At 71.0% G+C, this 14794-nt stretch carries 11 protein-coding genes; 6 read left to right on the forward strand and 5 right to left on the reverse strand.

Translation table 11 applies throughout. The features are described 5' to 3' along the window. The first annotated feature begins 168 nt into the window (after positions 1 to 168). Positions 169 to 2037: a dynamin family protein gene (locus INP57_RS00125; RefSeq protein WP_200067945.1), complete on the forward strand. Its 1869-nt coding sequence runs from the start codon at positions 169 to 171 to the stop codon at positions 2035 to 2037. Positions 2038 to 2083: 46 nt separating this feature from the next. On the opposite strand, the gene INP57_RS00130 is transcribed toward INP57_RS00125, so the two are convergent. Then, entirely contained in the window at positions 2084 to 3025 is a 942-nt protein-coding gene (locus tag INP57_RS00130) for a quinone oxidoreductase family protein (protein WP_200067946.1), read from the reverse strand. A gap of 120 nt (positions 3026 to 3145) precedes the next feature. On the opposite strand from INP57_RS00130, the gene INP57_RS00135 reads away from it, so the two are divergent. From INP57_RS00135 to INP57_RS00150, 4 genes are all read left to right on the forward strand, one after another. After that, on the forward strand, positions 3146 to 3850 hold the full coding sequence (locus INP57_RS00135) for a DUF6802 family protein (protein WP_200067947.1): 705 nt from the start codon (positions 3146 to 3148) through the stop codon (positions 3848 to 3850). A gap of 144 nt (positions 3851 to 3994) precedes the next feature. Continuing rightward, positions 3995 to 6451, forward strand: a complete 2457-nt coding sequence (locus INP57_RS00140; protein ID WP_200067948.1) for an EAL domain-containing protein — start codon at positions 3995 to 3997, stop codon at positions 6449 to 6451. 367 nt (positions 6452 to 6818) lie between these two features. Continuing rightward, complete coding sequence (locus tag INP57_RS00145; RefSeq protein WP_200067949.1) at positions 6819 to 8636, forward strand: phosphoenolpyruvate carboxykinase (GTP); 1818 nt, start codon at positions 6819 to 6821, stop codon at positions 8634 to 8636. A 351-nt stretch (positions 8637 to 8987) separates the two neighbouring features. Next, on the forward strand, positions 8988 to 9143 hold the full coding sequence (locus INP57_RS00150) for a hypothetical protein (RefSeq protein ID WP_200067950.1): 156 nt from the start codon (positions 8988 to 8990) through the stop codon (positions 9141 to 9143). A gap of 88 nt (positions 9144 to 9231) precedes the next feature. Here the strand turns inward: INP57_RS00150 and INP57_RS00155 are convergent, their stop codons facing one another. Genes INP57_RS00155 through INP57_RS00165 form a run of 3 tightly spaced genes read right to left on the reverse strand, consistent with a single transcriptional unit; the run spans position 9232 to position 12268 of the window. Next, positions 9232 to 10053 (reverse strand): carbohydrate ABC transporter permease, encoded by an 822-nt coding sequence (locus INP57_RS00155; RefSeq protein ID WP_200067951.1) that lies wholly within the window; start codon positions 10051 to 10053, stop codon positions 9232 to 9234. Then, positions 10050 to 10883, reverse strand: coding sequence for a carbohydrate ABC transporter permease (locus tag INP57_RS00160; RefSeq protein WP_233626523.1), 834 nt, complete (start codon positions 10881 to 10883; stop codon positions 10050 to 10052). The genes INP57_RS00155 and INP57_RS00160 overlap by 4 nt, the downstream gene beginning before the upstream one ends. 59 nt (positions 10884 to 10942) lie before the next feature. Next, positions 10943 to 12268 carry an extracellular solute-binding protein gene (locus INP57_RS00165; protein WP_200067953.1) on the reverse strand — a complete coding sequence of 442 codons (1326 nt, stop codon included), beginning with the start codon at positions 12266 to 12268 and terminating at the stop codon, positions 10943 to 10945. A 177-nt stretch (positions 12269 to 12445) separates the two neighbouring features. Here INP57_RS00165 and INP57_RS00170 point away from each other — a divergent pair, with 177 nt between their 5' ends. Beyond that, a complete protein-coding gene (locus INP57_RS00170; protein ID WP_200067954.1) occupies positions 12446 to 13654 on the forward strand; it encodes an ROK family transcriptional regulator in 1209 nt (402 codons plus the stop codon). Between the two features lie 140 nt (positions 13655 to 13794). Here INP57_RS00170 and INP57_RS00175 read toward each other — a convergent pair whose 3' ends face one another. Next, positions 13795 to 14721 carry an SGNH/GDSL hydrolase family protein gene (locus tag INP57_RS00175; RefSeq protein ID WP_307849822.1) on the reverse strand — a complete coding sequence of 309 codons (927 nt, stop codon included), beginning with the start codon at positions 14719 to 14721 and terminating at the stop codon, positions 13795 to 13797. Positions 14722 to 14794 lie beyond the last annotated feature (73 nt).

Raw genomic sequence — 14794 nt, forward strand, 5'->3', positions numbered from 1 at the left:
TCCTCGGCACGGCGGCGCGCCGACCGGATCCGCCTGCGCAGAGCTCGCGCGGCCGCGCCCACTCCCCGAACGGAGGCGTGGGAACCGGCCGCGCGCGGCGCCGTCGCGGGTACATTCACGCCCGCGCGGAACCAGCGCGAGGCGACCCAGCGACAGGAGTGCCAGCAGATGACTTCGGCCGGCCCGGCGACCGGGGTGCCCGCAGCGGCGACCGCGCTGCCGCAGCAGGTCAAGCAGACCCGGGACAAGCTGTTCGCGCTGCTTCGCCAGGCCGCCCCGGACGCGGCGGAATGGGCCGAGGAGGTGCGCCGCTCGCGCCCGGACGTGCCCAGCGTGGTCGTGGTCGGCGAGACCAATCGCGGCAAGAGCTCCTTGGTGAACGCGCTGCTCGGGCACCCCGATCTGTCCCCTGTGGACGCCGCGGTGGCCACTTCGACCTACCTGGAGTTCCGGCACGGGCAGCGGTGGTGCGGATCCGCGCACTACCCGGCGCAGTCCGAACCGGTGGAGTTCGACGTGGCCGAACTGCCCGCTTGGGCCTCGGTGCGCCACGAACTCCCGGAGGGCAGGCTGCCGCCGCGGCACCTGAGCGTGCACGCGCCGCTGGACACGCTCACCGAGCTGACCATTGTGGACACTCCAGGGGTCGGCGGGCTGGACTCGGTGCACGGCGAGCTCGCCGCGGAGGCGGCCTCGGCGGGAACCGCGCTGCTGTTCGTCATCGACGCCGCCGCCCCGTTCACCCGCGGAGAGCTCGAATTCCTGCACCGCGCCGCCGACCGGGTGGAGACCGTGGTGTTCGCGCTGGCCAAGACCGACCAGCACCGCAGCTGGCGGCAGGTGCTGGAGCAGGACCGCAAGCTGCTGGCCGAACACGCCCCGCGGTTCGCCGAAGTGCCGATCCACCCGGTCTCCGCGCGGATGCTGCAGCTGGCCGCGCAAGCGCCGAGCGAGCAGGCGGCCGAGCTGCTGCGCGAGCGCTCCGGTGTCGCCGAGCTGCGTTCCGCGCTGGTGCAGCTCGTCGGCGGTCGCGCCGCGATGCTCGGCGAGGCCAACACGATGCGCGCGCTGTCCACTGTGCTCGGAGAGCTGATCGCGCGGCTGGAGGCGGAGACGCGCGCGCTGACCGTCGGCGCGGACGAGGCCGAGTCGCTGCGCGCGCGCCGCGACGAACTCGCCGCCACCCGCCGCTCCGCCACCCGCGGCTGGCAGGTGAAGCTGCGCGGCGAGATCCAGCGCACCCGGGTGGAAGCAGGTCACGAGGTGACCCGGCAGATGCGCGAGGTGCAGAGCTGGTTCCGCCGCACCATCGACGGCGCCGACCGGGTCACCCTCGGCGAACTGCCCGCGCAGGTCGACGCGGCGCTGCAGATGGTGTCCTCGCGGGTCTCGGCGCTGCTGTCCGCGCGGCTGGCGAAGGTCGCCGAGGTCGCGCTGGCGGAGCTGTTCTCCGCGGAGGAGCTGGACGTGATCCGCTCCCAGTTCGCCCGCGGCGCGCAGTCGCCGATCGCGCTGCGCCCACCGGACAAGCGACCGCCGACCGCGGAGGACAAGCTGCTGGTGTTCATGGGCGTGTCCGGCGGGCTGGGGCTCGGCCGGGCCGCGGCGATGCCGCTGGCCGGGGTCGGGGTGGCGGTGCTGAACCCGGTGGTGCTGCCGGTGACGATCGTGCTCGGGCTCGGCGCCGGGTGGTGGATGGCGCGCACCCGCAAGCACGCGGCGGACAAGCAGCACTTCAAGCAGTGGCTCACCGAGGCGATCGCGGACGCGCGTTCCGCGCTGGACCAACTGGTCTCCGAGCAGCTCATCGACGCCGAGCAGCAGTTGTCGCTGGCCCTGGACGACGCGCTGAGCAGGCGCATCGAGTCGATCGACGAGCAGGTTCGGGAGGTCGACAAGGCGCTGAAGATGGACGCCGCCGAACGCGGCGACCGGCTGCGGACCGCGAACCGCAGGCTCCAGGAGGCCCAGGCGGGCCGCGACCGCGCCGAGCAACTGCTGCGCTCCGTGCGCGCCTTGCGCGACCACGCCGAATGACGCGCGGTGCGCACGGCCCGGGCGGACCGCGCGCACCGGAAGCGGATCAGGGCAGCAGCACGAGCTTTCCGCCGGGGTGGCCGTCGATCGAGAGCCGATGCGCCTCGGCCGCCTCGGTGAGCGGGAACGTCCGCGCGATCGGCAACTCCAGCCGCCCCTGCGCGGCGAGCTGGAACAGCCGCCGCCACGCGTTGCCGCGGACCTCGGTGCCCGGGTCCGCGCCGGGGCCGCCACCCACCGGCTTGATTCCGTCGTCGGCCCGGTGGAACGCGGCCGCGGTGACGATCCGCTCCGGATCCACCAGTTCCAGCGAGGTGTCGATCGCCTCGTCGGTACCGACCGCGTCGACCACGCCGACGACCTCGGACGGTGCCGCGGCGCGCACCCGATCGGTCAGTCCGGGACCGTAGGCGACCGGCGTGATCCCGCGCTCGCGCAGCGCGGCGTGCCGCGACTCGCCCGCGGTGCCGACCACTTCGGACCCCGCTTCCAGCGCCAGCTGCGCGGCCAGCAGCCCGACCGCGCCGGAAACACCGTGCACCAGCAGCGTCTTGCCGTGCGGCGTGCCGGTCAGCGAAAGCATGTGCACGGCGGTCGATCCGGCCAGCAGCAGCCCGGCGGCGTCTTGCCAGGACACCTCGGCGGGCTTGGACACGGCGTTCGCCGCCGAGACCGTCACCGCGCTCGCGTACGCACCGGGTGCCGGGTGCACGACCACCTCGTCGCCGACCGCGAGCGGCCCGTCCTTGCCGTGGGCGTCCGGCCCGGCGGCGGTGACCACACCGGCCAGTTCGTGCCCGAGCCGCATCGGCAGCTTCCCGGGATCCTCCCCGAACGCGCCGCTGTAGAGCTTGAAGTCGATCGGGTTCACCCCGATCGCCCGGGGCTCGACCGTCACCTGCCCCGGTCCGGGGTCGGGCACGTCGACGTCGACGACGGACAGATTCTCTGGGCCACCGAAGCCGGTGGCGACAACAGCCTTGGCCATGTCATGGCGAACACCGCCGGACACCGGGTGGATTCCCGCCGTCACCGGCTCGATCGCGCCGATCGGGTGTCGTGGTGGAACCGCCGCGCTCTACGCTGCGTCGCAGGAGTTGAACGCACGGTGGCAGCTAGCCGAATCGAGGGGCGCATGTACATCGAGGAGACCGGTGCGGGCGACGGCGACATCAAGGTCACCGTCGAAGGGCAGGAGTACACCGCAGAGGCGAACTACGACCTCGATGGCGACGGCGTGGACGACACCGTGACCGTGCTGACCGACGACGGCCACGTCGCCTACATCGACGAGAACGCCGACGGCGAAGCCGACGTCATGCAGACCGTGCGCGCCGACGGCACCGTCGCGGGTCAAGCCCGGTTCGAGCCGGCCTCCGGCGACTGGGTCGCCGAACGGCCCGAACAACACCCCGCTCCGCCGCAGGACGAGCAGCCGATGATGATCGACACGCCGCACGGCGACCGGCCGATCGGCCCGGCCACCGAGGACACCGACAACGACGGGAACCCGGACACCGCGGTGGTCACCACCGGCACCGCGACGCTGCTGGCCACCGACGTGGACGGGGACGGCTCGGCCGACCAGCTGGTGGAGATCGGCGACGCGGGCGAGGTCACCATCACCCAGCACACCGGCGACGGGCAGTGGACGCTCGTCGAGCAGGGCCACCTGGACCACAACGGCCGCTACACCGCCGAACCGCATCCGCCTGCCGTCGCGACCGACGACGCGACCTGGACCTTCGATCCGCCGCCCGCGCCTGCCGACGGACCCGCCGCGCGGCCCGCTCCGGGTACCGCCTGGGCCTGACGCCGCGCGCCCGCGGCGACGGCTCGCCCGGCCACGTCATCCCGATCGCGCCGTTCCCGATCGCGGCGAGCGCGAGTCGCCCGCGAATCGCTCGGCACTTACGCTGCGGCCGTGGCCTGGCTACGGCGCGCACGGTCCTCGCTGGTGCGACGGGTCCACCTGCTGGTCGCCGTCCTCGTGTTGCTGATCGGCGCCGTAGCCGCGTCGACCCTCGGGTTCTGGCAGCAGGCCGGAGCCGCGACCACCCGGCTGACCACCGTCATCCTCCCGGCCGAAACGGCCGTCACCGAGCTGAGCACTGCCTACTCGGACCAGTCCAACGCACTGGGCGGCTACCTGCTCACCCGTGATCCGTCGTTCCTGCGCACCTACCGCGATGCGCAGGCGGACGCGGCGCGGCTGACCGGGATCATCGATCTGCAGCTCGCCGACGACCCGACGACGATGCAGCTGCTGGACAGCGTCCAGGCGGCCGCCCGCGCGTGGCGCGAGCAGTCCGCACGACCGCAAGTCGAGGGCAGGCCCAGTCCGGGCGGGCCGGAGCAGTCGCCGCACCAGTTCGACACGCTGCGCACCGAACTGGCCGAGCTGCACACCCGGATCGGCCGGCTGGCCTCGGACGAATCCGCCAAGGCATCGGCCGCGCGCGCCACGGCCACCTGGTTGACCACGGCCACGGTGCTGGTCGCCTTCGTCGTCGCCGCCGTAGTGGTCCTGATGCTGCGCAGATCGCTCACGAGACCGCTGCGCGCGCTGGTGTCCGACGTCGACCAGGTGGCCGAAGGGGACCTCGACCGGCAGGTCCGCGAGACGGGACCGTCGGAGCTGACCACGCTCGCCCGCGCCGTCGAGACGATGCGCGCCCGGATACTGAGCGAATCCCGCCGGATCGCGCAGATGCAGCAGGACCTGGCCCGGCACGAGGAAGCGGAGCGGCGGCGGGCCGAACAGGACTTCGCCACCGTCGTCGCAGCGCTCGACGAGGGCGTGCTCGTGGTCGGCCAGACCGGCACCATCGAGTCGGCCAACCCGGCGGCGCAGCAGGTCTTCGGCGCGTCCGAGTCCGAGATCGTCGGCTCATCGCCCGCGGCCTGGCCGGTGCACGACGAGTCCGGGGCGGTGCTGCGGCGCAACCACCTGGCGATGCCGACGCAGCAGACCGGGGAGCCGGTGAACTCCCGCGTCGTGTGCTTCGAGCGGGCCGACGGTCGCAACGTGTGGCTCGCGGTCACCTCGCGAGCGCTGAACCCGCAGGAAACGGCTCCGCACGCGGTGGTCGTCTCGTTCACCGACGTCACCGAGACCCGGGCCGCGCGGGAGCGCTTGGAGTACCAGGCCACCCACGACCCGCTCACCGACCTGGCCAACCGCACGCAGGTGCTGCGCCACTGGGCCGACGACTCGCGGACGCACCCGATCGCCGTGCTGTTCGTCGACCTGGACAACTTCAAGCTCATCAACGATTCGCTCGGGCACGCTGCCGGTGACGAAGTGCTGCGCACCGTCGGGGCACGGCTGGTGCGGGCGGTGCCGGAAGGGGCTCAGGTCGGCAGGCTCGGCGGGGACGAGTTCGTGGTGCTGGTCCTGGACGAATCCGACCACGGCGCGCTCGCCGCGCTCAGCGACCGCCTGCTGCGGGAACTGACCCGGCCGATCCACGTGGAGGGCAGGCCGCTGCACGTGAACGGCAGCATCGGAGTGCTGGTCTCGCTGCCGGACGACGGGCGGGACGGTCCGGACGTGCTGCGGGACGCGGACGTCGCCATGTACCGGGCCAAAGCGCGGGGCGGCGGTGGCCACGCGTTCTTCGACGTCGAACTCCGGGAACGGGTGCAGCGGCACATGATCTTGGAGCAGGACCTGCGGCACGCCGTTGCGCAGGACCAGCTCTGGGTCGCCTACCAACCGATCGTCGACCTGCGCACCGAAGGCACCGTCGCCGTGGAGGGACTGTTGCGCTGGCAGCACCCGGACCACGGCACGGTTTCCCCGGCCGAGTTCATCCCGCTGGCCGAACAGAGCGAGCTGATCAACTCGATCGGCGCGCACATGCTGCGCACCGCGTTGCGCCAGCTCGCCGCCGAACGCGAGCGCCGCGGCGGCGACCTGCGGCTCAACGCGAACCTCTCGCCGCGCCAGCTCAAAGACCCGCACCTGCCCGCCCTCGTCCGGCAGTCGCTCGCGGAGACCGGCCTGCCCGCGCACACGCTGTGCCTGGAGATCACCGAGAACGTGATCATGCAGGATCCCGCGGGGGCCGCGGGGATCCTGACGGGGTTGCGCGATCTAGGAGTGCACCTGGCGATCGACGACTTCGGGACCGGGTACTCCTCGCTGGCCCAGCTGCGGCGGCTGCCGCTGGACAGCCTCAAGGTCGACCGCTCGTTCGTCACCGACCTCGCCGGTTCGCACGAGCTGCACACCATCGTCAGCAGCATCATCGCGATGGCGCACTCGCTGGGCGTGGTCGTGGTCGCGGAAGGCGTCGAGACGGCTGCGCAGCTCGAGGTGCTGCGCGCGCTCGACTGCGACGAGGCGCAAGGTTTCTACTTCGGCAAACCCGGCCCGGTGGAACGACTTCGCGTTCCACCGGGCGGTTGAGCGCGGTGCCCGCGGGCGTGCGCGGCCCGGGCAACCGCCATCCGGTGGTCGATCCCGCGTCACCCGTCGTTCGCACGACTGTCCGCTTCGCCGGAAATCCTTGGTCATCATCGGCTCGGCACGGCCGAATTTTCGTCTAGACCTATGCGTCGAAGTGGTTCTGAATCGATCCCCTTATCGTTCCTGTGAGAGAACCGACACAGCTGATCTCCATTGCGAGCGCCCGGCACCGTTAGCCTCGATGCATCCCTTTTCCGCACCGCCCGTTCTCCGCGGGCGGGGCGGAGCATTCTCTGAACACGCCGGTGGCACCGTCGCCGCCGGTCCGGATTCCGGGCTGTGGCGCCCAGTCAGGAGACACGACGCGATGACCGCATTGACCATCCCCGGTCTCGACCAGGCACCGACCACGCACGAGCGCCTGCTGTCGTGGGTGCGCGAGGTCGCCGAGCTGACCACGCCCGACCGTGTGGTGTGGTGCGACGGTTCGCAAGAGGAGTGGAACCGGCTGACCGACGAGCTGGTCGCGGCGGGCACCTTCGAACGGCTGGAGAAGAAGCCGAATTCCTTCTGGGCCGCATCGGACCCCAGCGACGTGGCGCGCGTCGAGGAGCGCACGTTCATCTGCTCCCGGGAACGCAAGGACTCGGGCGTGACGAACAACTGGATGCAGCCCGACGAGATGAAGGCGATCATGACCGAGCTCTACCGGGGCTCGATGCGCGGTCGCACCATGTACGTCATCCCGTTCTGCATGGGCCCGCTGGACGCCGACGAGCCGAAGCTGGGCGTGGAGATCACCGACACCGCCTACGTCGTCACCTCGATGCACATCATGACCCGGATGGGCTCGAAGGTGCTGGACAAGCTGGGCACCGACGGTGACTTCGTACCGGCGCTGCACTCGGTGGGCGCCCCGTTGGAGCCGGGCCAGCAGGACGTGCCGTGGCCCTGCAACGACACCAAGTACATCACGCACTTCCCCGAGGAGCGGATGATCTGGAGCTTCGGCTCCGGCTACGGCGGCAACGCGCTGCTGGGCAAGAAGTGCTACTCGCTGCGGATCGCCTCGGCGATGGCCCGGGACGAGGGCTGGCTCGCCGAGCACATGCTGATCCTCAAACTGATCTCCCCGGAGAACAAGGTCCACTACGTCGCCGCGGCGTTCCCGTCGGCCTGCGGCAAGACGAACCTGGCGATGCTGGAACCGACCATCCCGGGCTGGAAGGTCGAGACCCTCGGCGACGACATCGCGTGGATGCGCTTCGGCGACGACGGCAGGCTGTACGCGGTGAACCCGGAGGCCGGCTTCTTCGGCGTCGCGCCCGGCACCAACTGGAAGACCAACCCGAACGCGATGCGCACCATCGAGAAGGGCAACTCGCTGTTCACCAACGTCGCGCTCACCGACGACGGCGACGTGTGGTGGGAGGACCACGAGGGCGAGCCCCAGCACCTCACCGACTGGAAGCAGCGGGACTGGACGCCGGACTCCGAGGAGAAGGCCGCGCACCCGAACTCCCGCTACTGCACGCCGATGTCGCAGTGCCCGATCCTGGCGCCGGAGTGGGACGACCCGCAGGGCGTGCCGATCTCGGCGATCCTGTTCGGTGGCCGCCGCAAGACCACGGTTCCGCTGGTCAACGAGGCGTTCGACTGGCAGCACGGCGTTTTCATGGGCGCCACGCTGTCCTCGGAGAAGACCGCCGCGGCCGCCGGCAAGGTCGGCGAGGTGCGCCGCGACCCGATGGCCATGCTGCCGTTCATCGGCTACAACGTCGGCGACTACTTCCAGCACTGGGTCAACGTGGGCAAGGAGGCCGACGCCTCCAAGCTGCCGCGGATCTTCTACGTGAACTGGTTCCGCCGCGACGAGTCCGGCAAGAAGATCGTGTGGCCCGGTTTCGGGGAGAACTCCCGGGTGCTCAAGTGGATCGTCGACCGGATCGAGGGCAACGCGGCCGCGGAGGACACCGCGATCGGGCGGGTGCCCGCGGGCGACCAGATCGACCTGTCCGGGCTGGACACCCCGCGCGCGGACGTGGACACCGCGCTGCACGTCGACGTCGAGGAGTGGAAGTCCGAGCTGCCGCTGATCGAGGAGTGGTTCGACACCATCGGTGACGACCTGCCGACCTCGATGCGCGACGAGTTCGAGGCGCTCAAGCAGCGCCTCGGCGCCTGACCTGACCAACCGGCGACAGGGCCGTCCGCGGATTCCGCGGGCGGCCCTGTCGCATTTTTTTGCGATTAATCGGAACGATTCCGCACCTGTGCGCAATGCACGCGGCCGAATCGGTCTGGAATGCAGGTGGGTCGCGGCGCCGGCGCGGACGCCACCGCAGGCGCCGCGGCCCGCTTTGGGGGTGTGGAGCACCGGGGTCCGCACCGGCCGAACACGGTGCGGACCTCGGTGCGCGGCGGGCCGCGCTGGACGCCGCGAAGGAAAAAGTTCGACGGAGTGGAACCGGAAGGGCACGCTGTGCGTCTTACGGAGACCGGAAAGGCCGATGCGAATGGAAAGGAGGTGATCGAAATGGCTGCTAGTGCGGCGATGATGGTGCTGGCACTGGTCGCGGTCGTGGCGGTGTGGCTGGTGCTGCGCCGAGACGACGAGGTCGTCCCCGCGCGATGCCACGGGAACGAGGCTGACAACGACACGAAGCCCATCGAGAACAAGGGACGGGCCTGATGAGGGACGGTCACGCGGTGTCGCGGGGCGGTGAGCGGAAACCCGGCTCACCGCCCCTTTCACATCGCGGGGTTCGTCCGAAGTGGACTCACTTGATGGCCCCGGTGAGCGCGAAGGCGCCGCCGAGCGAGCGCGAGACCACCAGGTACAGCGCGATCACCGGCGCGGTGTAGAGGATCGAGTAAGCCGCGAGCTGCCCGTAAGCGATCAGCCCGCCCTGCCCGAAGAAGGTGTACACGCCCACCGAGGCGGGCTGCTTGGCCGGATCCAGCAGCAGCACGAACGGCACGAAGAAGTTCCCCCACGCGGTGATGAACGTGAAGATCCCGACCACGCCCATGCCGGGCGCGATCAGCGGCAGCACCACCGAACGCAACGCCTGCGCGGGCGAGGCTCCGTCCACCCACGCCGCCTCTTCCAGGCTCAGCGGCACGCCGTCCATGAAGTTCTTCGTCATCCAGATCGCGATCGGCAGCGACGTCGCGGCCAGGAACAGCATGGTGCCCGCCATCGAATCCACCAGGCCGAACCGCACGAACATGCTGTAGACCGGCACCATCACGGCGGTGATCGGCAGTCCGGTCGCGAACAGCACGGTGTAGAGGAACGGCCGCCGGAACCGCAGCTGGTAGCGGGACAGCGGGTAGGCGCACAGCACCGCGGTCAGCACCGAGACCACGGCCGCACCACCGGAGAGCAGCAGCCCGTTCCACAGTGGACGAACGCTGGTCTCCCAGTTGAGCACCTGCGCGAAGTTGTCCAAGGTGAACCGTTCCGGGACCGACGCGGAAAGCGGCGCCTCCGCGTCGAACGCCGCGGTCACCAGCCACAGCAGCGGAGCCGCGAACAGCAGCGCGATCACCGCGAGCACCAGGGTGACCACAGTGGACTCGACCCGCGCACGGCTCATACTTCCTCCCGCAAACTGCGCGCGTACACCACGGCGAACAACGCGCCGACCGCCAGCAGCACCAGGGAGATCGACGCGCCGTAGCCGATCTCGTCGAGCTCGAACGCCTCGTCGTACATCAGCAGCGGCAGCGTCCGCGTCGCCGAACCCGGGCCGCCGGCGGTGAGCACGTAGATCAGCGTGAACATGCCGAGCGTCTGCAACGTGACCAGCATCAGGTTGGTCAGCACCGAACGCCGGATCACCGGCAGCGTCACGTGCCAGAACCGGCGCAGCGCACCGGCACCGTCCACTTCGGCCGCCTCGGCCAGCTCGGTCGGCACCTCGGACAGCGCGGCCTGGTAGACCAGCATCGAAAAGGCCGTGCCACGCCAGATGTTGCCCAGCACCACGGCGAGCATCGGCACGCTGTAGAGCCAATTCGCGCCCGCCCAGCCGAACGCGCCGAGGACCCCGTTCAGCGTTCCCGCCGGATTCAGGAACGCGTAGAGCGCGAACGCCGCGACCAGCTCCGGCAGCACCCACGCCGCGACCACGGCGATGCCGACGGTGTTGCGCAGCAACCGGTTCCGGTGCCGGGTCAGCACGGCGATCAGCAGTCCAACCACGTTCTGCCCGAGCACCGCGGAACCGACCGTGAACACCACGGTCAACCAAGCCGAGCGCCACGTGTCCGGGTCGCTGAACAGGCGGCGGAAGTTCTCCAGCCCCACGAACTCCGGCGAGGTCGCGGCCGCGCCGGTCAACGCGGCGTTGGTGAACGAGACGTAGCAGCTCCACAGGATCGGGCCGGCGACGAACAACCCGAGCAGCACGAACGCGGGCGCCATGGGGAGCAACCACCGCGCCGCGCGCGGCCGCCCGAGTCGTCGCTGCGCCAGGACGGCCATCAGCCGCCTCGCGTGTTCGCGGGCTCGACGATCCGCCGCACCGACTGCGTCCACTCCCGCGAGGCTTCCGCCGGATCGGTGCCGCCGACGACGTCCTGCACGGCCTGCTGGATCTCCTCGGAGATCTTCGGGTACTCCGGCAGCGTCGGGCGGAAGTGCGTGTTGTCCAGCAGTCCCAGCCAGAACCCGGCCAGCGGGTTGGCGCCGGTGAGCCGGGGATCCTGCGCTGAGTCCTCGCGGGACGGCAGGTTCCCCGAAGCGACCGCGTAGTCGGCGATGTTGTCCCGGGACAGCGCCAGCTTCACGAACTCGAAGGCATCGTCCTGCTTGCGCCCGGACGCGCTCAGCGCCAGCGTCCAGCCGCCGGAGAGCGTCACCGTGCCCGGCGGCTGCCCGTACTGCGTCGGCATCGGCGCCGCCGACATCGTCTCGGCCCAATCGCGCCAGCCCGAGCCTTCCCACTGCCCGGCGGCGAAGCTGCCGTCCAGCCGGATCGCGACCTTGCCCTGCCTGGTGAGGTCGTCGCGCAGCTTCTTGTCGTACTGCGCGTCGGCGATCTGGGCCTTGCTCTGGGTGCGGCCTTCGCCGACGGCGGTGGACAGGAACCGCATCGCGTCGGTGAAACCGCGGTTCGGCGCTACCCACTTGCCGTCGTGCAGGGTGCCGGTCGGCGTGCCCTGGAGCAGCATCCCGACCGTCTGCATGCTCACCGCCTCGCCTTCCGCCTTGCCCAGCGGCAGGTCCAGTCCGATCACGTCGGGGAAGCGCTGCTGCACCTGACGAGCGGCGTCGAGCACGTCCTGCCAGGTGCGCGGGCGCCAGTCGGCGGGCAGCCCGGCACGCGCGAACAGGTCGCGGTTGAACCAGAGCCCGCGGGTGTCGGTGTCCAGCGGAACGCCGTAGACGCGGCCGTCGGTGGCGCGGCCGGCCTGCTTGGTCACGTCGATGAACGACGACCACTCCGGCCAGCGCGCGAGCCGGTCGTCCAGCGGCGCCAAGTAGCCGGCCGCGACGTCGGAATTGACCGAGAAGCTGTCCTCGTAGAGCACGTCCGGCGCGGTCGAGGGCGAGCGCATCCGCAGTTGCAGCTTCGAGAGGTACTCGCCCTCCGGCGCGACCACCGGGTCCAGCGCGACCTCCTTGCCCGGGAAAGCCCGCTCGTACTGCTGCTCGACCCGCTGCATCAGGCGGTCGATCTGCACGACGTTGCCGTAGCGGTGGTAGGCGACGGTGATGGTGTTCGGGTCGTCGGTGGCTCCGCCGCCGCAGCCGGTCAGCACCAGCAGCGCGGCGGCAAGAGCGACGGGTAATCGCCTGCGGCGCATCGATCCTCCCCGGGCTATGTGCCCGGCGGCCGGTGCGGGAACGGAACCGGACTGCCGGTGCGGGCGAGCCGAGCGCCGAGTGCTTGCGCCCGATGTGAGATCAGGATCACACTGCACCGTAATTCCATTCGATGAAGCAAGTCAACGAATCCACCCATCTCCCGGGAGCGCCCCTAGATGCCGCAGGAGTTCTGGCAAGGCACCAACCTGCCGAAGGTGGGCGGGTTCAACCGCGCCGTCGTGCTCGACGCGATCCGCGCCAACGGCGGCGTGAGCCGCGTGGAACTGGCCCGCACGACCGGGCTCACAGCGCAGACGATGTCCAACATCGTGCGCGCGCTGATGGACGACGGACTGGTCATCGAGGACGGGCACGCGCCGTCCACCGGCGGCAAACGGCGGGTGATGCTGCGGGTCGTGCCGGACGCCTACTCGTCGGTGGGGCTGCACCTCGACCCGGAGCGGATCACCGGAGTGCTGCTGGACCTGGACGGGCGGGTGCGGCTGCGCAGCCAGCGCCGGGTGCCGCCGGGCGCGTCGCCGGAAGCCGTGGTCGGCGCGCTCGCCCGCACCTTCCACCACCTCGTGCAACGTTCCGGGATCGACGGCGGCCGAGTGCTCGGCGCGGGCCTTGCGGTGCCGGGCCCGCTGGACCGCACGCACCGGCGGCTGTTCGGGCCGCCGAACCTGCCCGGCTGGACCGAGGTGGCGCTGGCGGACCTGCTGGAGGACCGCACCGGGCTGCCGGTGGTGATGGACAACGACGCGACCGCCGCGGCCATCGGCGAGCGCTGGGCGGGCGGGGCGGACCGGGCGGGTTCGTTCGTCTACGTCTACGTCGGTACCGGCGTCGGAATCGGCGTCGTGCTGGGAGATCAGGTCTATCGGGGGACCAGCAGCAACGCGGGCGAGGTCGGGCACGTGCCGGGCGCGGGCAAGGAATGCACCTGCGGCAAGCGGGGCTGCCTGGAGGCGTACTGCTCGATGCGGGCCGTGGTGGCCGAGTGGGCGGCCGCGGGCGGCGCAGCCGACGGCTCGGTGTCCGCGGCGTACCAGCGGATCTGCCGCGAAGCCGCGGACGGCGACGACGGCGCGGTGAAGATCCTGCGCGTCGCCGCGAACCGGCTCGGTCAGACGCTGGCCACGGTCGTCAGCGTGCTCGACGTGGACCGGGTGGTGCTCGGCGGACCCGCGTTGCGGCACGCGGGCGAGCTGATCCGCGCGCGGGTCGGGAAGGTGCTCAAGGCTCAGGTGTGGGCGCCGCACGTGCGTCCGGTGCGGGTGCAGGCGGCGCTGATCGGGGAGGACGCCGGGGCGGTGGGCGCGGCCTGCCTGGTGCTCGACCACGCCTACTCGCCGCGGCTGGCGACGTTGCTCGGCGGCTGACCCGCCTCCGCCCGGGAACGAACGGACCTCTTCGCCCAGTCTCACCGGGCGAAGAAGTCCTGCACGCGGATTCCCCACACAACGACCGTTCGACCAGCCATTTCGGACGAGCGGTCCGTTCACTCGGGGAGTACGTGGGGTCAGGTGGCAGCGGACGACCCGACGGCATCGGCGACGGCGTCGCCGAAGGCCGCCATGCCGCGGGCGTTCGGGTGCAGCGGAGCGGCCACCGAGGTCGGCAGCACGCCTTCCAGGTACTTCTCATCGGGCGCGGCGCACACGTCGTGGCCCTCGCTGACCGCGGCGGTGTCCACGAACTCCGCGCCGTGCGCACTGGCCTGCTCCGCCAGCATCGCGTTCATCTTGTCCACACTGGACTGCAGGTAGTCGGCGTCGCGCGCCCAGATCGGCTCCTTCGGATGGCAACCGCCCGGCCGGATGTAGGTGCCGTACCCGGCGACCACGACCTCCGCGTCGGGCGCGCGCTGCGCGATGCCGTCCAAGGCCGCGGCGAAGTCGTCGGTGACGGCGTCGATCCGCTCGGCCAGTTCGTCGCCGTGCTCGGTGAACCGGTCCGCGCAGGAGATCCCGACCGGTTCGGGCAGCGCGTTGAGGCAGCTCACCGCCGCCTGCACCAGCTGCGCGTCGTTGCCGCCGATGGTGAGGGTGACCAGGTCGGTGGTCTCCTCGAGCGCGTCGAACTGCGGCGGCAGGAAACCGTGCTGGCGACCGGTGAAGTCCTCGATCTCGGCGCCGGAGCAGGTTACGTCGGTGAGTTCGGCGCCGAGCTGCTCGGCCGCGACGCGCGGGTAGTTCATCGTGGAACGCAGGCAGGCGAGGTTCGGGTCCGGCCCCGGGACCAGCGGCCCGGCTGCCGCCGAGTCGCCCAGCGCGACGTAGTCGATGCGCTCCGCGGACTGCGCGGGGGCGGGCAGCAGCGCGCAGGACGCCGAAACCGCGAGCAACGCGGCGCAGCGCCGCAGCGCCCACTTCTTGTCCACAGTGGAGTTGGGTCGGGTGCGGGTAGCGGATCTGCGACGGCCGGGTCGATCGGGCTGGACGTCCACGGTGACCTCCGATGCTCGGTGTCTACTTGATGTAGCACGTACCGAGCTCGATTCCCGCCGCCGTTCGCGGGTT

It is taken from the genome of Saccharopolyspora galaxeae (assembly GCF_016526145.1).
GTDB classification, from domain to species: Bacteria; Actinomycetota; Actinomycetes; order Mycobacteriales; family Pseudonocardiaceae; genus Saccharopolyspora_C; species Saccharopolyspora_C galaxeae.

Coding starts and splice junctions, on each gene's coding strand:
- INP57_RS00170 (WP_200067954.1), top strand. CDS start 12,446: ATGCCGCAGGAGTTCTGGCAAGGCACCAACCTGCCGAAGGTGGGCGGG.
- INP57_RS00150 (WP_200067950.1), top strand. CDS start 8,988: ATGGCTGCTAGTGCGGCGATGATGGTGCTGGCACTGGTCGCGGTCGTG.
- INP57_RS00155 (WP_200067951.1), bottom strand. CDS start 10,053: ATGAGCCGTGCGCGGGTCGAGTCCACTGTGGTCACCCTGGTGCTCGCG.
- INP57_RS00130 (WP_200067946.1), bottom strand. CDS start 3,025: ATGGCCAAGGCTGTTGTCGCCACCGGCTTCGGTGGCCCAGAGAATCTG.
- INP57_RS00125 (WP_200067945.1), top strand. CDS start 169: ATGACTTCGGCCGGCCCGGCGACCGGGGTGCCCGCAGCGGCGACCGCG.
- INP57_RS00165 (WP_200067953.1), bottom strand. CDS start 12,268: ATGCGCCGCAGGCGATTACCCGTCGCTCTTGCCGCCGCGCTGCTGGTG.
- INP57_RS00160 (WP_233626523.1), bottom strand. CDS start 10,883: ATGGCGCCCGCGTTCGTGCTGCTCGGGTTGTTCGTCGCCGGCCCGATC.
- INP57_RS00145 (WP_200067949.1), top strand. CDS start 6,819: ATGACCGCATTGACCATCCCCGGTCTCGACCAGGCACCGACCACGCAC.